Origin of the sequence: Phytopseudomonas daroniae (assembly GCF_004327285.1) — a bacterium.
Taxonomy (GTDB): Bacteria; Pseudomonadota; Gammaproteobacteria; order Pseudomonadales; family Pseudomonadaceae; genus Aquipseudomonas; species Aquipseudomonas daroniae.
This window is the reverse complement of record NZ_QJUI01000010.1, coordinates 191804-214179: the sequence shown is the minus strand read 5'-3', so window position 1 is coordinate 214179 and position 22376 is coordinate 191804. Positions and strand designations below refer to the sequence as shown.

15 protein-coding genes are annotated in these 22376 nt (G+C 66.1%); 6 read left to right on the top strand and 9 right to left on the bottom strand.

Annotated features, from left to right (window positions below; genetic code table 11):
- Positions 1-50 precede the first annotated feature (50 nt).
- From DNK06_RS13500 to DNK06_RS13465, 8 genes are all read right to left on the bottom strand, one after another.
- Positions 51-6239 (bottom strand): DUF4347 domain-containing protein, encoded by a 6189-nt coding sequence (locus DNK06_RS13500; protein WP_131180510.1) that lies wholly within the window; start codon positions 6237-6239, stop codon positions 51-53.
- Positions 6240-6300: 61 nt separating this feature from the next.
- Complete coding sequence (locus DNK06_RS13495; protein WP_131174588.1) at positions 6301-6918, bottom strand: phage tail protein; 618 nt, start codon at positions 6916-6918, stop codon at positions 6301-6303.
- Positions 6915-7262, bottom strand: a complete 348-nt coding sequence (locus tag DNK06_RS13490; protein WP_131174587.1) for a DUF6916 family protein — start codon at positions 7260-7262, stop codon at positions 6915-6917. Before DNK06_RS13490 ends, DNK06_RS13495 begins: the two co-directional genes overlap by 4 nt.
- A gap of 9 nt (positions 7263-7271) precedes the next feature.
- Positions 7272-7799 carry a GNAT family N-acetyltransferase gene (locus DNK06_RS13485; RefSeq protein ID WP_131180509.1) on the bottom strand — a complete coding sequence of 176 codons (528 nt, stop codon included), beginning with the start codon at positions 7797-7799 and terminating at the stop codon, positions 7272-7274.
- 317 nt (positions 7800-8116) lie between these two features.
- Positions 8117-10213, bottom strand: coding sequence for a site-2 protease family protein (locus DNK06_RS13480; RefSeq protein ID WP_131180508.1), 2097 nt, complete (start codon positions 10211-10213; stop codon positions 8117-8119).
- A 1-nt stretch (position 10214) separates the two neighbouring features.
- On the bottom strand, positions 10215-11534 hold the full coding sequence (locus tag DNK06_RS13475; RefSeq protein ID WP_131180507.1) for an efflux RND transporter periplasmic adaptor subunit: 1320 nt from the start codon (positions 11532-11534) through the stop codon (positions 10215-10217).
- Positions 11531-12307 carry an efflux RND transporter periplasmic adaptor subunit gene (locus DNK06_RS13470; protein ID WP_131180506.1) on the bottom strand — a complete coding sequence of 259 codons (777 nt, stop codon included), beginning with the start codon at positions 12305-12307 and terminating at the stop codon, positions 11531-11533. Before DNK06_RS13470 ends, DNK06_RS13475 begins: the two co-directional genes overlap by 4 nt.
- A 119-nt stretch (positions 12308-12426) precedes the next feature.
- Positions 12427-13029 (bottom strand): hypothetical protein, encoded by a 603-nt coding sequence (locus tag DNK06_RS13465; protein WP_131180505.1) that lies wholly within the window; start codon positions 13027-13029, stop codon positions 12427-12429.
- A 298-nt stretch (positions 13030-13327) separates the two neighbouring features.
- Between DNK06_RS13465 and hppD the strand changes: the two genes are divergently transcribed.
- From hppD to DNK06_RS13435, 6 genes are all read left to right on the top strand, one after another.
- On the top strand, positions 13328-14422 hold the full coding sequence (hppD, locus tag DNK06_RS13460) for a 4-hydroxyphenylpyruvate dioxygenase (protein ID WP_131180504.1): 1095 nt from the start codon (positions 13328-13330) through the stop codon (positions 14420-14422).
- A 3-nt stretch (positions 14423-14425) separates the two neighbouring features.
- The gene (locus DNK06_RS13455) at positions 14426-15565 is read left to right on the top strand and encodes a homogentisate 1,2-dioxygenase (protein ID WP_131180503.1); all 1140 of its coding nucleotides are present in this window, start codon (positions 14426-14428) and stop codon (positions 15563-15565) included.
- Positions 15565-16545: a fumarylacetoacetate hydrolase family protein gene (locus tag DNK06_RS13450; RefSeq protein WP_131180502.1), complete on the top strand. Its 981-nt coding sequence runs from the start codon at positions 15565-15567 to the stop codon at positions 16543-16545. The genes DNK06_RS13455 and DNK06_RS13450 overlap by 1 nt, the downstream gene beginning before the upstream one ends.
- Positions 16546-16624: 79 nt before the next feature.
- Positions 16625-17275, top strand: coding sequence for a maleylacetoacetate isomerase (maiA, locus tag DNK06_RS13445; protein ID WP_242674665.1), 651 nt, complete (start codon positions 16625-16627; stop codon positions 17273-17275).
- Positions 17276-17379: 104 nt separating this feature from the next.
- Complete coding sequence (locus DNK06_RS13440; RefSeq protein ID WP_131180500.1) at positions 17380-18768, top strand: amino acid permease; 1389 nt, start codon at positions 17380-17382, stop codon at positions 18766-18768.
- A 282-nt stretch (positions 18769-19050) separates the two neighbouring features.
- On the top strand, positions 19051-21006 hold the full coding sequence (locus DNK06_RS13435) for a methyl-accepting chemotaxis protein (RefSeq protein ID WP_131180499.1): 1956 nt from the start codon (positions 19051-19053) through the stop codon (positions 21004-21006).
- A 155-nt stretch (positions 21007-21161) separates the two neighbouring features.
- On the opposite strand, the gene DNK06_RS13430 is transcribed toward DNK06_RS13435, so the two are convergent.
- On the bottom strand, positions 21162-22295 hold the full coding sequence (locus DNK06_RS13430; protein WP_131180498.1) for a metal-dependent hydrolase: 1134 nt from the start codon (positions 22293-22295) through the stop codon (positions 21162-21164).
- Positions 22296-22376: the final 81 nt, after the last annotated feature.

The following is a 22376-nucleotide window of genomic DNA, read 5'->3' as shown; positions in this document are numbered from 1 at the left end:
GGGCCGCCCCCTTGTTACGGCTCAAACTCATTATTCTTCTTTCGTTGCAATCAGACCTGTGATTCGACCGCCGTAAGCTGGCCCAGCGCCAGGGCCAGGTCGCGCAACTGCCGTTGCTCGCTTTCCTGCATGTCGTGCAACTGCTGGCCGAGCGTCGGCGCGCCGAAGATGCCCGGCAGCCCTGGACCAGCGTCGGCCTTGCCATCGAGGCTGTTCTGCGATGCCGGCGCGCTCGCCGCTTCGCTGCCGAAGATCAGCGACAGGGTGCTGGCGCCGAAGACACCGCCATCGCCCCCAGCGAAACCGAGGCGGCTGGCGGCGGAGCCGCCGATGCTGCCGTAGTGGCTGGCGAACACCTGGGCGAGGTAACCCGGCGCCAGGGTGCCGTTGGGCAAGAAGATGGAGCCCGGCGCCGGCATGCCGCTGCCCAGGGTGCGCGGCTCGAAGAGCGGGGTGGGCAGCAGGGGCGCGTGCATTGGCGCTTCCGGCAATGGCGGTGCAGACGGGTACGGCGCGGGCGTCATGTCCGGCATGTTCGCCGGGGGATTGGCGCGGAACTCGGGATCGCCTTGCGGCTGTTGCGCATTCACCGCGGCGATCTCGCCCGCCGCGCTGGCGCTCAGGGTATTGCCCACGGCATCGCTGATGCCGCTGCCGGCCGCGTTCAGGGCCAGGCCGATACCACCCATGCCGCTGAGGTTGCCGACCTGGACGCGATAGGTTCGGGCATCGACCTGCACCAGCGACTGGATGGTGCCGGCGGCGGTGCCGCTGGTGAGCAGGGAGAAGTCGCCGGCGTCCACCCCGGTGACCGCTTCGCTGAAGGTGACGAGGAACTGCAGAGTCGTGGCGGACGAGCCAGGGTCGCGAACGATGCTCGACACGCTCGGCGCTGTGCTGTCGAGCAGGATGCCCGAGGTATCGCCGACGCCATTGAGGGCGGGGAGGGTGTCGTTGCCCGCCGCATCGCGCAGGCTGCCGCCATTGGTTTCGATCGCGCCGCCGAGGCTGAAACCGCTGCCGTCCGCCTGACCCTCGGCGAGCGTGAGGCGGAATACCAGCGTCGGGCTGCCCGAGCCGGACAGGTAGTCGGCGTACAGGATGCTGCCGTCTTCCAGGGTGATGGCGATACGCGGGGTGCCGCCGCTGCTGTCGACGAGGACCGCCTCGGACAGATTGACGGTGAAGTCGAGAGGCTGCCCGGCCACGTAGGCGCCGCCGGGGGGAACGCCAACCGAGACGGTCGAGGCTGGCTGGGTATCGATGACCAGGCTTTGCGCGGCGGACGAACTACTGTTGCCGGCGGCATCGGTACTGATGACGGAAACCGCGTTGCTACCGTTGACGTCCAGCGCCAGGCTGCCGGCGACCGGGGTGGCGCTGGCCAGGTCGAGGCTCCAGGCGCCGCCGCTGGCGACGGTGGTATAGGTCGCGCCGCCAATGCTGACAGTGACGGTGCTGCCGGTTTCAGCGGTGCCGCTCAGCAGCGGCGCCGCGCTGTTGGTCAGAGCCGGCGAGGTCACGGTGGGTGCGGTGGGCGCGGCGGTATCGATAAGCAGGGTCTGCGAGGCGGTGGCCGAGACATTGCCGGCGGCGTCGGTGGCGGTGACCGAAACGGGGTTGGCACCGTTGGCGTTCAGCGCCAGGACGCCGGCGACCGGTGTGGCGCTGGCCAGATCGAGACTCCAGGCGCCGCTGCTGGCGACGGTGGTATAGGTCGCGCCGCCGATGCTGATGGTCACGGTGCTGCCAGTTTCAGCGGTGCCGCTCAGCAGCGGTGTCGTGCTGTTGGTCAGGGCCGGCGAGGTCACGGCTGGCGCGGTGGGCGCGGCGGTGTCGATGATCAGGGTCTGGGTGGCGGCGCTCGAGGTGTTGCCCGCCGCATCGGTGCTGGTGACGCTGACCGGGTTGGCGCCGTTGCTGTTCAGCGCCAGGACGCCGGCGACCGGTGTGGCGCTGGCCAGGTCGAGGCTCCAGGCGCCGCCGCTGGCGACGGTGGTATAGGTCGCGCCGCCGATGCTGATGGTCACGGTGCTGCCGGTTTCGGCGGTGCCGCTCAGCAGCGGTGTCGTGCTGTTGGTCAGGGCCGGCGAGGTCACCGCGGGCGCGGTGGGCGCGGTGGTATCGATAAGCAGGGTCTGCGAGGCGGTGGCCGAGACATTGCCGGCGGCGTCGGTGGCGGTGACCGAAACGGGGTTGGCACCGTTGGCGTTCAGCGCCAGGACGCCGGCGACCGGGGTGGCGCTGGCCAGATCGAGACTCCAGGCGCCGCTGCTGGCGACGGTGGTATAGGTCGCGCCGCCGATGCTGATGGTCACGGTGCTGCCGGTTTCGGCGGTGCCGCTCAGCAGCGGTGCCGCGCTGTTGCTCAGGGCCGGCGAGGTCACGGCGGGCGTGGCGGGCGCGGTGGTGTCGATGACCAGAACCAACGTCGCGCTGGCGCCCGAGATGTTGCCCACCGCGTCGGTGGCGGTGACGGTGAGGTTGTGGCTGCCCTCGGCCAGGGCGCTGCTGGTGATGCTCCAGTTGCCGCTGCCGTCGGCCGTGGTCATGCCCAGCAGGGTGGTGCCGTCGCTGTCGTAGAGGCGGACGCTGCTGTTCGCCTCCGCCGTGCCGGTGAGCGTGGGCGTGGTGACGTTGGTGATACGGTCGCCGAGCGTCCCGCTGTCGGACGCGGGCGCGATGGTGAGGCTGGGCGTGCTGGGCGCGGTGTTGTCGAGGATGTAGATTTCCCCGCTGCTGTAGCCGCCCGCGATGGGGCTGGCATTGCCGTTGGCGATGCCAGTGCCGCTGGCGTTGAGGTTCAGGCGCAGGGTGCCGTCGCCGCTGATGCCGGTGAGCGTCACGCTGTAGGTGATGTTGTCCGAGGTCTGGATGGCGGTGAGGCTGCCCACCGCCGTGCCGGTCGTGCTCAGTGAGAAGTCGCTCGCGTCCACGCCGGTCACCGCTTCGCTGAAGGTGACCGTGAAGACCAGGGTGTCGGCATTGGTCCACTGGGCGGCACCGCCCGCGCGCACGATGCCCGTCACCTCGGGAGGCGCTTGCGTGATCGTCAGGGTGAAATCGTCGTACACGCTCAGGCTGCCATCGCTGGCGGTCACGCGCACGCTGATCGCGCCATCGGCGCCGGGTGTGCCGCTGAAGGTGCGGCTGGCGGCGTCGAACTGCAGCCACGCGGGCAGCGCGCTACCGTCCGTCAGGGTGGCGCTGTAGCTGAGCGTGGTACCGGCATCCGGATCGGCGAAGGCGCCGGCCGGCACGGTGTAGGAGAAGGCGGCACCGACGGCGCCGGTCTGGTCGGCCAGCGGCGTGGCGACTATCGGGGCTTCGTTGACGTCGGTGAGGGTAATGGTGAAGGCTTTGTCGAGCCAGGCGCCGCCGGAGTCCGTGCTGCGCACGATGACCGTGTAGCTGCTCTGGGTCTCGTAGTCGAGCACGGTGCCGGCCTGGAAACGCAGCTGGGTGCCGACGATGACGAAGACCCCCGCGTCCGTGCCACCGACGATGCTGTAGCTGTGGCTGTCGCCGATGTCCACGTCGGTGGAGGTGAGGGTACCGATGGTCAGCTCGGTGGCGGTCGAGCTGTTCTCGGCGACCGTGGTGTTGCTCAGGCTGACGTTGATGGGGGCGTCGTTGACGGCCTGCACGACGATATTGGCCTGCGCCATGCCGCTGGAGAATGCCGTGCTGCCGCCGTTGTTGCTGGTGTCGGCGGTGCTGCGGGTCATGTTGGTGGACGCGGCGCCGCTGGTCTGGTCCCAGGCGCGGAAGGTGAGGGTGGCGGTTTCGCCGTTCATGCCGTCCGGCGCGTAGCGCACCCAGGTCGTGTCGGAGAGCAGCAGCGCGGCCGCGCCGGAGACGGTGCCGATGTTGTTCCAGCTGCTGCCGTCCAGCGAATACTGCCAGGTTCCACTGCCGGCGGTGACGGTCACGGCGATGCCGGCGGCGGGGCCATCCGCGTCGGCATGGCTCAGGCCGGCGAGCAGGGTGGAAACCAGGGTGCCGGTGGAGATGGTGTTCTCGTTGGTGGCGGGCAGGGCGTAGGGGCCTCCGGAAAGGGTGGGGGCGTCGTTGACCGCGACGACGGCCACGTTGGCGGCGATCGCCAGGTAGCGGGTATCACTGCCGCCGTTGTCGATGCCGCCGCTGTCGGTGATGGACGTCAGCGTCACCGTGCGTGCGGTGGTGGTGGGCGCCTCGCTGGCGTTGCGGTAGGTGATGCCGTCCACCAGGCTCTGCGCGGTGGCCGTGGCCAGGCCGCTGGAGGTGAGCGTGAGCGTGGCGGTGCCAGTGGTGACGCTGACGCTGTAGGTAACCCCGTTGATGGTGGTGCCGGTATTGCCGTCGAACAGCGCGATGTCGGTGCCGTCGATGCGCAGGATCTCGCTGGCGCCGTTGGCGACGTTGGACACGGCCAGGGTCAGGCCGGTGATGGTCTGACCCGCTTCGACGGTGCCGACGCTCACGTTGCTGAACAGATCCACCGCCGAGCCGTTCTCGGTGAAGGTGACGCTGTTGCCGGTTGCGCTGAGGGTCGGCGCGTCGTTGACCGGGGTGATGCTGAGCACCACGTTGGCCGGATTGCTGGTGCCTTCGTTGCTGTCGGTGACGGTGACCTGCACGGTTCGTTGGGAGGCGCCCGGATCGTCGCTCTGGTTGGCGTAGGTGAGGTTGCGTACCAGGGCCTGTACCGCGTCGGCGCTGGCATTGGCGTTGAAGGTGACGACCAGGGCATTGCCGCTGCTGCCGCCGGTGAAGGTGCCGATCGTTGTGCCGCCGTAGGTGACGTTGGTGCCGGATACGCCGATCTGTCCGGCACCGGTGCCCTGGTTGCGTATGCCCAGGACATCCACGCCCGCCACACCGCCGGCGACGAGGGTGACGGTGACGTTGCCGCCGCTGAAATTGCTGGAGTCGCCATCGATCACGGTGGCATTGCTGCCGACGTCGAGCAGCACGGGGGCGCTGCCTTCGATGAAATTGCTGCTGTCGCCGTCGAGGTTGCCGATCACCGGCGGCAGGTTGGCCGCGTCGACGCTGATGTCGTCGACGTAGAACAGGATGTCGGCCGAGCCGTCCTGCTGGACGATGCGGAATTCATCGATATTCTGCCAGTCTTGGTTCAGCCTGTGATCGAGGGTGATGGTGCTGCCCAGGGCATCCAGGTTGGTTTCCGTGATGTCCTGGCTGGCGACGATGACGCCGTCCCGGTAGCCCACCACGCGCAGGGCCGAACTGGCCGTGTTGTTCTCCAGGCTGAAGGAACGCAACCAGAAGGCATCGCCGGAGGTGGACTGGAACTGGGCGGCCTGGGCCTCGCCGTAGTAGCCGGTGAGAGCGAGTGCGCCATCGCCGCTCCCTGCCAGGGCCGTATCGTTGGCGTTCTGCGTCACGTCGATGTAGTCCGGGGCATCGTTGCCCGCGGCATCCAGCAGCCGGATCGTCCAGCCATTGATCACCCGCGGGCTGTCGCCGAAGCTGTAGCCGCTGGCATCCACCGCCACCCCGTCGAAGTTCTCGCTGGAGGGGGCGGCGAGCAGGCTCGCATAGGCGTCGAAGCCGGTCAGGCTGGCGGTCTCGATCGACCCCAGGCTGACTTCCAGTGTCCAGTCGCCGCCTTTGTCGCTGGCGCCGGTCGGGTCGTCGGAGGCGGCGACGTCCGCTCCCGTCGCTGCAGCCAGTGCCTGGAGGAAAGCACTTCCCGCGCCATCGGCACCGACCTGGCAGCCGTAGAGGAGGATGTCGCCATCGTCGGTCAGGGCCTGGCCGATGGACGCCAGCAGGTCGGAGCGGGCTTCGAGGCTGCCGCTGTCCAGCCATTGGCCTGCCAGTTGCAGCTTGCCGACGTCGCCGTGGCTGAGCAGGTGGATGGCGTCTATGCCGGAACGGCCCTGCAGATAGTCGGCGATCTGCTGCAGCCCGTCGGCCCCGCTGTCCAGCACCACCACTTCCGTGCCGGGCTGCAGGCTGCCGAGCAGTTGCTGGTAGTCCTGCACCTGGGCATCGACGAACACCACCTCCTGGCGTCCCGGCGCTGTCCCGCCGCTGGCCGTGGCGGCCATCTCGTAACTGGCAATGTCCGTTGTGGCGGCGGCGTCCGTCGGCTGGGCATCCGCGGTCTCCGCCAGGGTGGCGGCGACCGCGCCATCGAACATCATCCGCGGTTCGAGCGCCTGAACCAGGGCGGCCCTGGCCGGCATGCCAGGCGACTGCTTGCGGGCTATCCTGTTCCACCACATGACACGCTTCCTCACCTTGCATTGTCGTTTCGTCCCCGCGTTCGCGGGGACGGTGTTGCGATCAGCCGCGCGAGGGGTAGATGCCCTGCAGCGCGATGATGAAGTTGACGCCCAGGTAGGGCGTGCGCACGGGCAGCGGCAGCCCTTCGCCGACGGGTTGGGATTGCACCGCGGGTATGTCGACGGAACTCTTCAGGCTCAGGTCGAACGGGGCCAGGGTGTCGCTGCCGCTCTGGGCGCTGCCGTACACCGGGAATGGACGGCCACTGCTGGCGGGCGCCGCTGGTACCGCGCCGACCGGCGAGGCGACGGTTGCGGTGGCGCTGGATACGGGGATGCCCACGCTGCCCGAGACGGTGACGCTCGCGCTGTGCGCGGGGATCTGGATGGAGTGCGGCGGCAACTGGGCCAGGCTCAGGCTCACGCTCTCGTTGCCGGCCGACTGGCCCAGGGCAATCGGCGACAGCCCCTGGCCCTGGCCGAAGCCCACCGGGCTGCGGCCGCGCAGATCCGGCAGGGCGAAAGTACTGACACCGTCGCCGCCGTAGGTGATTCCCAGAAGGGAGAACAGTGCCTGGTTCTGGTTGAGCGGCACCGGGCTGCCGTCACAGAAGGCATAGCCGTACGGTGCATAGTTGCCGCCGAACATCTTGATCTCGCCGAGGAATGGATCGCTCATCTCGCTTCTCCTGCGCTTTTCGTGGTTGCGGGTTGGTCCAGCGGTTTTTTCCAATGGAAAACGGCTTGCAGCACCGGACGTCCATCCGCTTCCGGCGCTGCCGGGGTCATCAGCACGGGCCAGCCTTCCTCACCGTGTGCCGACAACCGGTACACCGCCTGCGGCAGGAGGCTGCCTTCGGGGAGTGCGAAGAAGGCGCTGAACGTCTGGTGCTCCGGCGTCATGGGCTGGCCCTCGGCGACCTGGAGGAGTTCGACGTCGAGGGCCCGTTCGGGGGCTATCCATAGCTGGAAGCAGGTATTGCGCGATTGCGCGAGGCGTTCCAGGGTGGGCATCGGGTACATGGCCGCTCCTCAGGGCAGGGCTTGCAGGTGCGCGTCGGCACCTGGTGCGGCTGCTTCGCCGCGGGGCGGCCGACGCAAGGCCAGGTAGACGCCGTTTTCACCGACCCGATGGAAACCGAGATGCCGGTAGAGGCGCAGTGCCGGGTTGTAGGTCTCGACGTACAGGCCGATGCTCAGGCCGAGCGCATCGGCGCGCTCGATCAGCTCGTGCAGGAGATGGCTGCCGATACCCAGGCCGCGGTGTTCGGGCAGCAGGGCGATATCGATGATCTGCAGGTTGCTCGGCCCCCAGGACAGGTACAGGCGACCGATGGGCCGATCGCCGTTTTCGATCAGCAGGAACTGCGCGTCCGGGTAATGGGCCTGATAGTAACGATGCTGGGTATCGAATTGCTGGGCGAGGAAGTGGGCGATGGTCGTTTCGTCCCACTGGGTATGGGCCATTTCATCGGCACGGGTGGTGGCGTACAGGTGGCGCAGGAAGTCCATATCGGTTGCCGAGATGGGGCGAACTGCTACGGGTGCTGGGTTCGACATCCTTGCTCCTGTCTGCCGAGAGAATGGGCAGCCGCGTCCTTTGTTCGGTGATGCCGGGTCTGCATACGAGCCCGGCGGTACGGCTCGATGCCGTCTCTGCGGAGCAGTGCGAAGCCAGCTCGAAGAATAGTCGAGAATGGCTGTCATGCACGTCCGCAGGCAGCTCGAGCGTGTCGCCGCGCATGCCCGGCAGTGATGGCAAAAGGATGTTAGCCCTGTCGATTGTAGAGCGAATCAAGCAAGACTGGATATAGTCCATTTGGACTGGTTGGGGTCTGTTGCCGGCGCGTGCTGAAACGGCAACAGACCCTGGCGCTTCAGAACCCGCTTTCCCTGATCCCCAGGGCGGCGACCCGCCGCCAGGCGGCGCCCAGCAGCGATTCGCCCTGGCCGTGCAGGTGCACCACTCCGCGTAGCGGCTGGGGTGGCGCGGGTCGTTCCTCCAGTGCCCGCAAGCGCACGCCGTACTGGGCCTGCAGCGGTTCGGCGCGGCCCCGGTCGTCGCGGCGCACGGCGATCGGCCCCTGGCGATCCGAGGCCAGGGCCTCCAGTTGCAGGTGCGGCGTGCCGGTGGCGTCCACCTGTTCCAGGCGTACGCGGATCGTGGCGCGGGACGGGTCATCGCTGATGAAGCGGCCTTCGGCGCCTGCCTCGAGGCGCCAGAGCTCCTTCTCGGCCAGATAGCCGCGCAGGCGCGTGCCGGTTTCCACCACTTGCAGCAAAGGCAACTGCGCTGGCAACCAGCGGCCGCTGCGCAGGTCGGCCTGCAGGTCGCGTACCGTGCCGGCATGGGGGGCGCGCAGTTGCAGGCGTTCGCGTCGGGCCTGCAGGCCGCGGTATTCGGCCAGGGCCTCGGCGAGGTTCTGCTCGAGGATAGCGGCTTCGGCCACCGTTTCGCTGCGTCCGGCCTGGCGACGCAGTTGCAACTGGAGGACGTCGATCTCGCGGCGGACGATGACCAGCCGCGAGTCGAGATCCGGCGATTCCAGTTCCAGCAGCACCTCGCCGGCCTGCACGGTCTGGCCGTCGATCACCTGCAGCGCCCGTACCCGCGCCGGCACCGGCGCGTGCACGGCGCTCACCCGCTGCGCCTCGAGCAACGCCGGCACTTCGACGCCGGCGCTCCAGGGCAGCACCAGCACGGCCATCAGGGCCAACGCCAGGGTCGCGCTCAGCAGCAGCCTGGGTGGGTGGGCGTGGTTGCGCCGGCGCCACCATTCGCGCATCTCGCGCCAGATCGGCAGGCCGATGAACCAGACCAGTTCGACCAGCATCAGGACGATGCCGAGCAGCTTGAAGAACAGGTGGTAGACCGCCAGGGCGATGCCCAGGAACAGCAGCGCCCGCCACAGCCAGGAGGCGTAGCCCCAGCACAGCAGGCGCCGACGCAGGTCCGGCGGCAGCGGTTCCGGCATCGCCTCGCCGTAGCCGAACAGGATTTCGCGCAGGCGCCAGCGACACAGGGCGAAGGCCCGCCCCTGCAGGTTTTCCACGCCCCACAGGTCGCTGAGCAGGAAATAGCCGTCGAAGCGCAGGAAGGGGTTGAGGTTGACCAGCAGGGTGGTGATCCAGGTCGCGGTGGCGAGCAGGAAGGCGGCGGTGCGCAGCGGGCCGTCCTCGAGCAGCGACCAGGCGAGCAGGGCGATGCAGGCCAGCAGCAGTTCGGCGAGCATGCCGCCGGCGCCGATCAGCAGCCGCGAGCGGCGCTCCCTGACCCGCCAGGCGTCGCTGACGTCGGTGTAGAACAGGGGGAACAGCACCATGAACGCCAGGCCCATGCTCTGTACCCGGCAGCCGGCGCGCTTGGCCATGTAGGCGTGGCCGAACTCGTGACAGAGCTTGGCGAACACCAGGGCCACGCCGAAGGCGAGCATGCCGCCGAGGCTGAACAGGTGCGGGAAGGAGGCGATGAAACGTTCCCAGTCGCGCGCCGCCAGGAGGATGCCCAGCAGCAGGGTGAGCGGCAGGCCGTGGCGTAGCAGGCCGGGGCCGAAGCGCGCCAGCCAGGGCCAACTGCGTTCGAGGAAGGCGTCCGGGCGCCACAGCGGGATGCGGAAGAACAGATACTGGTGCAGTGCCTTTTTCCACGGCGACTGGCGCAGCAGGGCGGCCCTGGTCGCGTAGCCGGCGCGCTGTTCGGCGTCGCTGGCGGCGATCAGGTCGTGCTCGCGCAGAAAGCGCAGCATCTGCTCCAGGTCGTCGTCACCCAGCGGTACGCCGGGGGTGCGGTTGGCGGCGGCGAGCACCCCTCGCACCTCACCCAGGGGCCAGTGGCGCAACAGGCGCATGGCCGCCTCACCCAGCTGGAAGTAACGGCCGCGCAGCGGGTCGGCGAGGATCCAGCGGGGGGCGCCGTCGTTCGCCGGCGCGGCGTCCGACAGCTGCAGGTCGGGGCGCAGGGCGGGCAGGCGCACCTCAGAAACCCACGGTCTGGCGCAGCGCCGCCAGGGGCCGGCGCAGCAGGTAGAGGCCGAGCGGCACCGAGCTGGCGTAGACCTTGGCGGTTCCGCGCAGGCCGATGCGCGGCGGCGCCTCGTCGAAGGCGGCGTCGAGGCGATAGGCCAACTGGCCGCTGGCGGTCGTCTGTGCCTCGTAGGCGACGCGCCGCAGGCGGGCGTCGTGGCGATGCAACGGGTCGCTGTCGAGGAACAGCGCGACCGGCGCGTCCGCGGCGAAGTCCAGGACGTCGGCCACGGCCAGTTCGATGCGCAGTTCGGCCTGGCTCGGTTCGGCGATTTCCATCAGTCGTTCGCCGGTCTGCACCGGCCTGCCGATCCAGCGCTGGGCGTCGGCGAACACCGCGATACCGTCGCGCTCGGCCTTCACCTCGCTGCGTGCCAGCAGTTCGCGGGCATAGACGAGCTCGGCACGCTTCTGTTCGACGCGGGCGGCGAACAGGTCGATGCGGGCGTTGGCCTCGGCATCGGCGAAGGCGCGCTGGGCATTGGCCTTGAGCTCGGCCTCGGCGACGCTCAGGCTGCGACTGGCGACGTCCGCCTGGGCGCGGATGCCGGTGGCGTCGAAACGCAGCAGGGTATCGCCCTTGCGCACCGGCTGGTTGGGCTCGATCAGGAATTCGACGATCACCCCGTCCAGGGGCGCCGCCACCACCTGGCCGTCGAGCGGCACCACCTCGGCTGGCGCCAGTACCGACTGGCGTACCGGCACCAGCAGCAACAGCAGGGCGGCGGCCAGCACGGCGGCGATCTTCTTTTTCGGCCAGCGCAGGCGCCATGGCTTGCGTGGCTGCAAGGCCAGCCAGGCATGGCCGTAGGCGTTGCCGAGCGGGGCGAGCAGGGCTTGTTCGGCCTGGCTCCAGGCCTGGTCACGGGCGATCCACAGGCCGCCGAAGGCTTGCTGGCGGCGGTCGAGCAGCGGCAGCCAGAACGCCGAGCCCGCCGACAGGCCGCGCCAGTCGGCCAGGGTCTGTTCGTCCAGGGTCGCCGGGTCGACGGTATGGGCCTTGTCCGACTGGCCCTGGGCGAGCAACTGGCGCGCGGCGTTTTCGACGAAGGCGACGAACGGGGCATTCGGCTCGACCACGCTGATGCCGGTCACGGCCCTGACCCGGCCGGCGATCAGCAGGGCGGCGTGGCGGTAGCCGAACAGCGCCTGGCCATCGTTGACCAGCACATAGGCCAGGGCATCGGTGTCCGCCGCGGCCCGCGCCTGCTGTTCGAGGGCGATGAACTGGGCGAAGGCCCGCTCCACTGGCCCGGCCACCTGGGCGGTCATGGCGTCACCGGGAAACGCGCGCTGCCGCTCATACCGGCCAGCAGGCCCGGCGCCGCCTCGGGCAGAGCGCCGATCAGCAGGAGGGTCTGGCTGCCTTCGTCGATACGCGCGCCGAGGCGCCTGACCTCGACCTGCAGCGGCTGGCCGGTCTCATCCGGGGTGAACTCGAAGCGCTCACCGGGCTCGAGCCGGTTCAGCCAGGCCGAGGGCACCAGCAGGTGCACTTCCAGGGTGCGGTTGTCGACTATCTCCAGCAGGGGCGTGCCACTGGCCACGCTTTCGTGGGGCTGCACCTTGCGCTGCACCAGGCGACCGTCGAACGGGGCGCTGACGGCACAACGCTTGACCTGTACCTGATACACCTGGGCTTCGGCCTGGGCCTGAGCCTGTCTGGCCTCGGCCAGCGTCACTTCGAAGCGGCCGACCGAGTTGAGGGCGGCCAGTTGCTGGTTGTGATTGAGTTCCTCACGCGCGGCGCGCACGGCGGCCTGGGCGGCATTGAGCTGGGCCTGATAGGCGCTGCAGTCGAAGCGAACCAAGACCTCGCCCTTCTTGAAATCCTGGCCATCGGCATAGGGCATTTCGACGATGCGTCCGGCCAGCTCACTGGACAGCACGGCCTGGTCGCGGGCGCGCAGAACCCCGCGGGCGCTGCGTTGCGCAACGGTCGTGGCGGGGGTATCCGGAATGAGCTCGAACTGCAATTCATCGGCACTGACCATAGCGCTGATCAGGCCGAGCGCCGCGCAGATCCATTTGAGAGTGTGTTGCATGGGAAGCGTCCGTGCACGTTGAGTGTAGGCAGTGTACGAGATAAGCCGTCCGGCGCACATTACCCGATTCCGAGGTCATGAATGGGGCGAGAACGGGATCTTTGCCGGGGCCAGATTCGCTATTGCTGTGGCAGCCTGGCGGCCCATTGCTGCACGGCCTTGGCCCGCTGCACGCTGGCGTTGACGGCTTTGTCCAACTCCTCGTTGTAGTCGTCCAGCCAGCTGCGTGAGCCGGGAATCATATCGGCCAGATCGCGCATGCCGCTTTTCAATGCCTGCAAGCTCTGCTGGAAACTCTGTTCCTGGCCAAGCAGAGTGCGACTCATGAGTTGCAAGGCAGCAATGTCCTGGGAGGGCGATGCTGCAGGAGCGGCGGCTGCCGAGGGGGAAGGAAGCGGAGCCGTGGCCAGTTTCAGCAAGGCATCCTGGCGCGTCTGATCCTGTTTCAGGCCGGTCAGCTCCTTCTCCAGTGCTTCGGCGCGGTGTTGCAGGGTGGCGAAGGCTTGCGGGTCGAAGGGCGGTGGTTCGTCGGCCAGCATCTTCACCACGGCGGCCGTGGCCAGGCTGGACAGCACGATGAACAGCAGCAGCGCCAACACGAAGATCAGTATGCGGTTGAGACGGTTGGCTTTTTCCAGCCTGTCCAGACGCTCCTCATCGCTATCGGGCGCGAGATCGAACGCGGCGGCGCTCTTGGCTTCGGAAGGCGTTTCACTGCTCATGGCGGCCTCGTTGTCGGCTCATCTTGGATTGATGTCATTCTGGCATCATTTGCGATTGTCTGCCCTGCTATTCAGTCCTCATCCCATCGGCAGCGAAATCGACCATTCCGTAAAGAAAAGTTTACGAAGCTGGCGCGGTTGGAGGCTTGGGAGTCACCGAATCACTGGGCAGTACACCCGGCATGTATTGAAGCCTTGCCACTGTGTCTCCCGGTAGGTCTTTACGATCAGGTCGATGGCCTTGCCCCTGATCACTCCCTCGATTGTTATGGAGCCATAACGACAACGAGGACAACCCATGAACGCCGTGGCCAAGATCGAACAGCACAACCCCATCGGAACCGACGGTTTCGAATTCGTCGAATTCACCGCTCCCACGCCCGAAGGCATCGAGCAGCTGCGCCAGCTGTTCACTTCCATGGGCTTCACCGAAACGGCCAAGCATCGCAGCAAGCAGGTCTGGCTGTTCCAGCAGCACGGCATCAACTTCGTCCTCAATGGCAGCCCGACCGGCCACGTGCACGCCTTCGCCGAGAAGCACGGGCCAAGCGCCTGCGCCATGGCCTTCCGGGTCAGGAACGCCGCCCAGGCGGCGGCCTATGTCGAGCAGCAGGGCGCTACCCTGGTGGGCAGCCACGCCAACTTCGGTGAGCTGAACATTCCCTGCGTCGAGGGCATCGGCGGCTCGCTGCTGTATCTGGTCGACCGTTATGCCAACGAAAGCGGCGAACACAGCATCTATGACGTGGACTTCGAATTCATCGAAGGCCGCGGCCCGGACGACAACGCCGTCGGTCTGCAGATGATCGACCACCTCACCCACAACGTGAAGCGTGGGCAAATGGATGTCTGGTCCGGTTTCTACGAGCGCATCGCCGGCTTTCGCGAGATTCGCTATTTCGGTATCGAAGGCAAGCTCACCGGCCTGGTTTCCCGAGCCATGACCGCGCCCTGCGGCAAGATCCGCATCCCAATCAACGAGTCGGCGGACGACAAGTCGCAGATCGAGGAATTCATCCGCGAGTACCACGGCGAGGGCATCCAGCACATCGCGCTGTCCACCGATGACATCTATGCCACCGTGCGCAAGCTGCAAGCCAACGGCGTAGCCTTCATGAGCACGCCGGACACTTACTACGAGAAGGTCGACCAGCGCGTGGCCGGGCACGGCGAGTCACTGGACGAGTTGCGCGAGCTGAGCCTGCTGATCGATGGCGCGCCCGGTGATGACGGCATTCTGCTGCAGATCTTCACCAACACGGTGATCGGCCCGATCTTCTTCGAGATCATCCAGCGCAAGGGCAACCAGGGGTTCGGCGAGGGCAACTTCAAGGCCTTGTTCGAATCCATCGAAGAGGATCAGTTGCGTCGCGGCGTGATCACCGAGGAGTAACCCATGAGCCGCAAATGGATCAGTTTTCCCCTGCGTGAAGGCGAGCACTCGCGCCAGGCTCACTGCGATTTTCCGGCCGAGACCTACGAGCGGGAAATGGGCCGTGAGGGTTTCTTCGGCCCCGTGACCCACTTGCATCACAAGCACCCACCCACCGGCTGGGTCGATTGGCAGGGGCCGTTGCGGCCCCACGCCTTCAACTTCAACCAGATCCCCAGCGAGCACGATTGCCCGTTGCAAGCGCCGCTGACCCTGCACAACGCCGACATCCGCCTGCGCGTCTGGAAGACCGCCGGCGCCATGAATCACCTGGTACGCAACAGCGATGGCGACGAACTGCTGTTCGTGCATGACGGAGCAGGGCACTTCTACTGCGATTTCGGTCACCTGGAATACCGCGACGGCGATTACCTGCTGATTCCCCGTGGCACCGCCTGGCGTATCGAGCCGACGGCGCCCAGCCACTTCCTGCTGATCGAGAACACCGACGGTGCCTATCAACTGCCCGACAAGGGCCTGCTCGGCCCCCAGGCGATCTTCGACCCGGCGGTGCTCGATCACCCACATATCGATGACGCCTTCAAGGCCCAGCAGGACGAGCGAACCTGGCAGATCCGCATCAAGCGGCGTAACCAGATCAGTACCGTGACCTATCCCTACAACCCGCTGGATGCAGTGGGCTGGCACGGTGACAACACCGTGGTGCGTCTGAACTGGCGCGATATCCGCCCGCTGATGAGCCATCGCTATCACCTGCCGCCTTCGGCGCACACCACCTTCGTCGCCAATGGTTTCGTGGTCTGCACCTTCACGCCTCGACCGGTGGAATCCGACCCCGGTGCGCTCAAGGTGCCGTTCTTCCACAACAATGACGACTACGACGAAGTGCTGTTCTACCACCGTGGCAATTTCTTCAGCCGCGACAATATCGAAGCCGGCATGGTCACCCTGCACCCTTGCGGGTTCCCTCATGGGCCACATCCCAAGGCGCTGAAGAAGGCGCAGACCGATCCGGCCACCTTCGCCGAAGAAGTGGCGGTGATGATCGACACGCGCCGTGCCCTGGAAGTGGCTGACGCCGCCGCTGCGGTGGATGTCGCCGAGTACGTGAATTCCTGGCGCGCGCCGGGTAAGGAATCCTGATGAAACTCGCATCACTGAACCAGGGCCGCGACGGCGTGCTCGTGGTCGTTTCCCGCGATCTGTCCCGCGCCGTTGCTGTGCCGCAGATCGCCCATACGCTGCAGGCCGCGCTGGATGAGTGGCCCAGCAAACGGCCGCAGTTGGAGTCGGTTTATCAGCGCCTCAATGACGGTCTGGAGTCCGGCGCATTCGATTTCCACCAGGGCGATTGCCATAGCCCGTTGCCGCGCGCCTATCACTGGGCCGATGGCAGTGCCTACGTCAATCATGTCGAGCTGGTGCGCAAGGCCCGCGGCGCCGAGATGCCCGAGTCGTTCTGGCACGAGCCGCTGATGTATCAGGGCGGCGCGGACACCTTCATCCCGCCCCACGCGCCGATCCGCCTGGGCGACGAAGCCTGGGGCATCGATCTGGAAGCCGAGCTGGCAGTGATCACCGACGACGTGCCCATGGGAGCCACGCCTGCCCAGGCACTCGGGCACATCCAGTTGTTGCTGCTGGTCAACGATGTGTCGCTGCGCAACCTGATTCCCGGCGAGTTGGCCAAGGGTTTCGGCTTCTACCAGAGCAAGCCGTCGTCGAGTTTCTCGCCGGTGGCGGTCACGCCGGACGAACTGGGCGATAGCTGGCGTGAGGGGCGGGTGCACCGGCCACTGGTGTCGCATATCAACGAGCGGCTGTTCGGCCAGCCCGATGCCGGCACCGACATGACCTTCGATTTCCCCACGCTGATCGCCCACGCCGCCCGCACCCGGCCTCTGGGCAGCGGCACGATCATCGGCTCGGGCACCGTCTCGAACTACGACCGCAGTGCCGGTTCCAGCTGCCTGGCCGAAAAACGCATGCTGGAAGTGCTCGAGTACGGCGAGGCGAAAACGCCGTTTCTCAAGTTCGGCGACCGGGTGCGCATCGAGATGTTCGATGCCACTGGCGCAAGCATCTTCGGCGCCATCGACCAGCAGGTCGAACGATACAGCTAGCGGTGCCGGTATCCGTCCGAAGGAGCTCGCTTGCGGGCGATTCGTTACCCCGGATCCTGCAGGAAATATGGAGGTCACCGTGTTGACGTTATACGGCTACTGGCGTTCCAGCGCCGCCTACCGGGTGCGCATTGCGCTCAACCTCAAGGGGCTGAGCTATTGCCAGGTGCCCGTGCACCTGGTCAGGGACGGCGGTGAACAGCATGGGGAGGCATACAAGGCGCTGAACCCTCAGGGGCTGGTGCCATTGCTGGTGGATGAAGGGAGCGGTGGCGTGCGGATCGCCCAGTCCCTTGCGATTCTCGAATACCTCGACGAGATCTTTCCGGTGCCGGCGCTACTGCCGGGCGATCCACTCGAGCGCGCGGCGGTGCGTGCCATGGCGCTGCATATCGCTTGCGAGGTGCATCCGCTCAACAACCTGAGGGTGCTGCAGTATCTCGGGCGCGAGCTGGGCGCGTCCGAACAGGAGAAAAGCGCCTGGTACCGGCATTGGCTGGCCGAAGGCCTGGCGGCCGTGGAGCAGGGGCTGATGGCGTACGGTGAAACATTTTCCCTCGGTAAGCGGCCCGGCTATCTGGAAGCCTGTTTGATTCCACAGGTGTACAATGCGCGCCGTTTCGACTGTGACCTCGATGCGTACCCTCGCATCCTCGCTCTGACCGCACGCTGTGAAGCCCTCGATGCGTTTCGGCAAGCCGCGCCGGATGCCCAGCCCGACGCGCAGTGAGCCGCCGGCCGGTAACTGCGAGCGAGAAACAACCCAAGCCATTCCGCCAGGCCACGAGCCGAGCGGGTTCGATCCCGTCACGGTCGATCACCCACAGGTGAGAGATGCCAAGCGAAATGCTCCAGACAGGCCCGCTCAAGCGCGGCCTGAAGAACCGTCATATTCAATTGATCGCCCTGGGCGGTGCCATCGGAACCGGTCTGTTCCTCGGTTCCGCCGGGGTCATGGCGTCCGCCGGGCCGTCGATGATCCTCGGTTACGCGATTGGCGGCTTCATCGCCTTCCTGATCATGCGCCAGCTCGGCGAAATGATCGTCGAAGAGCCGGTAGCCGGCTCCTTCAGCCACTTCGCGCATGCTTACTGGGGGCCGTTCGCGGGCTTTCTCTCGGGCTGGAACTACTGGGTGCTCTACGTACTGGTCGGCATGGCCGAACTCACGGCGGTGGGCAAGTACGTGCAGTACTGGTGGCCGGAGGTTCCCTCCTGGACTACCGCGGCGGTGTTCTTCGTGGTCATCAACGCGATCAACCTGACCAACGTGCGGGTGTTCGGCGAGGCCGAGTTCTGGTTCTCGATCATCAAGGTGGTGGCGATCATGGGCATGATCCTGCTCGGCTGCTACCTGTTGTTCAGCGGTGCAGGCGGTGAACAGGCTTCGGTGAGCAACCTGTGGAGCCACGGTGGGTTCTTCCCCAACGGCGTATCGGGGCTGGTGATGATGATGGCCATCATCATGTTCTCCTTCGGCGGCCTGGAACTGGTGGGCATTACAGCGGCCGAGGCCGATCAGCCGAAGACGGTGATCCCCAAGGCGATCAACCAGGTGGTCTACCGCATCCTGATCTTCTACATCGGCGCGCTGACCGTGCTGCTGTCGCTGCACCCCTGGGACGACCTGGTGGCAACCCTGACCGCGGGTGGCGACTCCTACGGCAGCAGCCCCTTCGTACAGATCTTCTCGTTGATCGGCAGCGACACCGCCGCGCACATCCTCAACTTCGTGGTGCTCACCGCGGCGTTGTCGGTCTACAACAGCGGCGTATACTGCAACAGCCGCATGCTTTACGGCTTGGCGGAGCAGGGTAATGCGCCCAGGTCGCTGCTCAAGGTCGACAAGCGTGGCGTGCCGGTGCTGGCGATCTTTTTCTCGGCGACGTTCACGCTGCTCTGCGTGGTGGTCAATTACCTGGTGCCGAAGAGCGCGCTGGAGTTGCTGATGTCCCTGGTGGTCGCTGCCCTGGTGATCAACTGGGCGATGATCAGCCTGGCCCACATCAAGTTCCGCAAGGCCATGCAGGCCAAGGGCGTGAAGCCTTCATTCAAGGCGTTCTGGTTCCCCTTCGCCAACTACCTGTGCCTGGCCTTCGTGCTGTTCATCCTCGGCGTGATGCTGTTCATTCCAGGCATTCGCATGTCGGTCTTCGCCATCCCGTTCTGGCTGCTGTTCATCTGGGGCTGCTATCAACTGCGCCAGCGCAGACTGGGGCGGTAACCGCCGGAGCCGCCGTTTCGAGCACCCGCAGTGCAAGGTACTGCGGGTGCCATTTTCGCCAACCTGCTGACCATTGGTCGCCACGCTGCGACCTTTTGTTGCCTTGCGACAATCCTCGCCGGACGCGTGAAGGTATAGTGGCCACTCAATATCGCCGCTCACCGGGCCTTTTTCGCTAAGGCTTTGCGCCACGTGGCCGATGACCTTTCGAGAGCCATGAATAGCGCCGCTGTAGAGGCGCTCGTGCACTGCAGTCTATAAAAACAAATGGAGCCGCTTAGGATGTTGCATTCTGCCACTCGACTGTTCGTCGACCTTTCCGTGGGCAAGAAACTTCTGATGGGGTTTGGCCTGGTGCTCTTGTTGACCGTTGCCGTGACCGGTAGCGGCTTCGTCGCCGTGCAGGCGGTGATGCAGGGGCACGCCCAGTCCCTGGGGCTGTCGACCATAGATGCGCAGATACTCGGTGCGCGGCGCATGGAACGTGATTACGCCTTGAGCCACAGCGAGGCCGACGCGCAGCGCATGCGTGAGCAACTCGCCAAGGTACGGGCCGGGCTGGCCGAGCTGATCGCCAGTGCCACACCCGCCGAGCGCGAGCGCCTGCAAGGCATGGACACTGCCACTGCCGATTATCTGCAGCAGTTCGATGCCAGTGTGCAACTGCAGGTACGCGCCGCCGAAGCTCGCACCCAGATGGCCGAGGCGGCCGAGGAGGCGCGCAGCCAGTTCGAGATGATCGAGCTGGGCATGTACGACGCCGTGCGTGAATTGCGCCTGGCCGGCGACCAGTTACGCGGCAGCGACCCGCTGACCCTGGCGGAAACCGCCTCCAACCTCAGCAAGCGCATGCTCGAACTGCGTGGCCACGAAAGTCAGTTCATCATCGACGGCTCGCCGGCTGCGCTGGAAGACTGGAACTTCGTCAGCTATGACCTGCAATCATCGGCCAACGGGCTGATGGTATGGCTCAACGATGACCAGAAGCGTGCCATCGAAGCCGCGTTGGAGGCGCTCGGTAATTATCAGCAGGCCTTTACCAACTATCAGCAGGTATATGAGCAGAGCAAGGCCGGCGATGCGGCCATGTTGCAGCAGGCCGATCAGGTGCTGGTGCTGGCCGAGCAGGCCAAGAATATCGAAGAGCAGAGCATGACCGATGGCAGCCGTAACGCCATATTGGTGTTTGCCAGCATGGGTGTCGCGGCGGTGCTGATCGGCTTGTTCGCAGCGCTGAGCATCAGTCGCTCCATCGTCGCGCCGCTACGTCAGACCGTGGCCTTCGCCCGCCGCATCGCCGAGGGCGACTTGAGCCAGGATCTGCCTCAGGATCGTCACGACGAACTCGGCCAACTGCTCGAAGCCATGCAGGGCATGACCCGCAGCCTGCGCGATCTGGTCGGCCGCATTGGCGGCGGTGTCGGGCAAATCGCCGCGGCGGCTGAGCAGCTCTCGGCGATCACCGCCCAGACCAGTGCCGGCGTGCAGACCCAGAAGCTGGAAACCGAACAGACCGCCACCGCCATGCACCAGATGGCGGCCACCGTGCAGGAAGTGGCGCAGAACGCCGAGCAGGCCTCGCTGGCCGCCGCCGATGCCGACCGTGAAGCCCAGCAGGGCAATCAGGTGGTGCAGCAGGCCATCAGTCAGATCGGCAAGCTGGCCCAGGAAGTCGAGCAGTCGTCCGAAGTCATGCAGGAGCTGAACCAGGAAAGTGGGCGTATCGGCAGCGTGCTGGAAGTGATCCGTGCGGTCGCCGAGCAGACCAACCTGTTGGCGCTCAATGCCGCCATCGAAGCCGCCCGTGCGGGCGATCAGGGCCGTGGGTTCGCTGTCGTGGCAGACGAAGTGCGAGCACTGGCGCGTCGCACCCATGATTCGACCCAGGAAATCGAAAATCTGATCGCCAATCTGCAGCGCCTGGCCAATGGTGCTGCCACCCAGATGGAAGGTAGCCGCACGTTGACTCAGCGTACCGTGAGCCTGGCGGGCGAGGCAGGCGATGCCCTTGGCCGCATCACTCAGGCGGTGAGCACCATCGAGCAGATGAACCAGCAGATCGCTGCGGCAGCGGAAGAGCAGAGCGCCGTTGCGGAAACCATCAGCGAGAGCATTACCCGGGTACGCGATATCGGCGAGCAGAGCGCCAGTGCCAGCCAGCAGACCGCGGCCTCGAGCGCCGAACTGGCGCGCCTTGGCGTCGAGCTGCAAGGTCTGGTGCGCCAGTTCCGAACCTGAAGCCAACGATACCCGGGAGCGTTTCCCGGGTTTCGCTCCGCTCAACCACGGTCTGCTTTTCGTAGGGTGGAACCCGCTTCACCGTTCCACCATCGATGTCACAGACCCACCGCTCTGGTGGATGAACACCAGCCCCACATAGCCCGGCTATCGCTTTACAGCGCCGGGTCGGCGGCGTCCTTCTTCGCTGAGCTGGCGGCTTTGCGGCCGGGTGCGAGGTCGGTATCGGGTGGTGAGCTGTCGCCTTGCGGGTAGTGACTCAGCTCGCTGGCCCAGAGCGCCAGCGGTACTGGTGTGGAAGGTTGCCAGATGCGCTGCCAGAGCAAAGCCAGGCGTTGCATGTCACCACGCTCCGTTGGCCAGCGCTCGATATAGGGCTGCACCTGCCAGAGATCACCCTGCCAATGGGCGAAGTCGAAGCGGAACGGGTGGAAACCCGTCATGCCCAGGCGAATGTCGGTCACCACCAGATGGTCGCCGATCCGGTCGTAGCGCAGCACGTCATTGGTGAACCACTTCAGTCGCTGATGGGGAAGCGAGTCGCTCAGCGCCTCGCCCAGCGCCGCGCCGCGCGGTATTCGTTCCAGCACTGGCGGCGTGCCGTCGAACCAGCCGACCAGCGCTTCGTGATAATCCTCGCCTTCGATCACGATGACCCGCCACAGCAGCGTATTGAAAGGCGTTGGCGAGCTGAAAATGGCCTCCGCCTCGATACCCTGGCGCGCGAGTTCCTTTTCCACCCGATGCTCGGCCATGTATTTGCCGCCCAGGGTCGAGGCCAGGTAGACGGTAGAGAAGGCCAGGGCCCAGTTGATGGCTGGGTTGGCCTTGTCACGCAATCCACTGATCAGGCCATAGATCACCGCGCCAAGCAGCGGCAGGCTGTAGATCGGATCGATGATGAAGATGCTCGACCAGGCCGCTGGCGTGGGGGCGAAAGGCCAGAGTAGTTGCGTGCCGTAACTGGTAAAGGCATCGAGCAGCGGATGGGTGATCAACACCAGCCAGATCGCCAGAAACAGCCGTCGCGCCGAATAACCTGGGTTTGGTCGCCACTGTCGTAGCAGCCAGGTCAGCAGCAGGGCGAAGCCGCTGAGCACGAACAGCGAATGGCTGAAACCACGGTGGTAGGTCATGGCGGCTACCGAGTCGCCATAATCGATGACCACATCCAGATCCGGCAGGGTGCCCAGCACCGCACCGTAGAGCAGAGCCTTGCGTCCCTGCCAGCGACCCAGCAAGGCGCCCTGAATGCTGGCGCCGAGTACGGCTTGGGTAATCGAGTCCATGGGGCTCTCTCGTGCTCTGTAATGAGGTGCGGCCGCTTAACTTACTTGAGCGCTTGGTTATTCGTAGAAGGAAATTTCAAG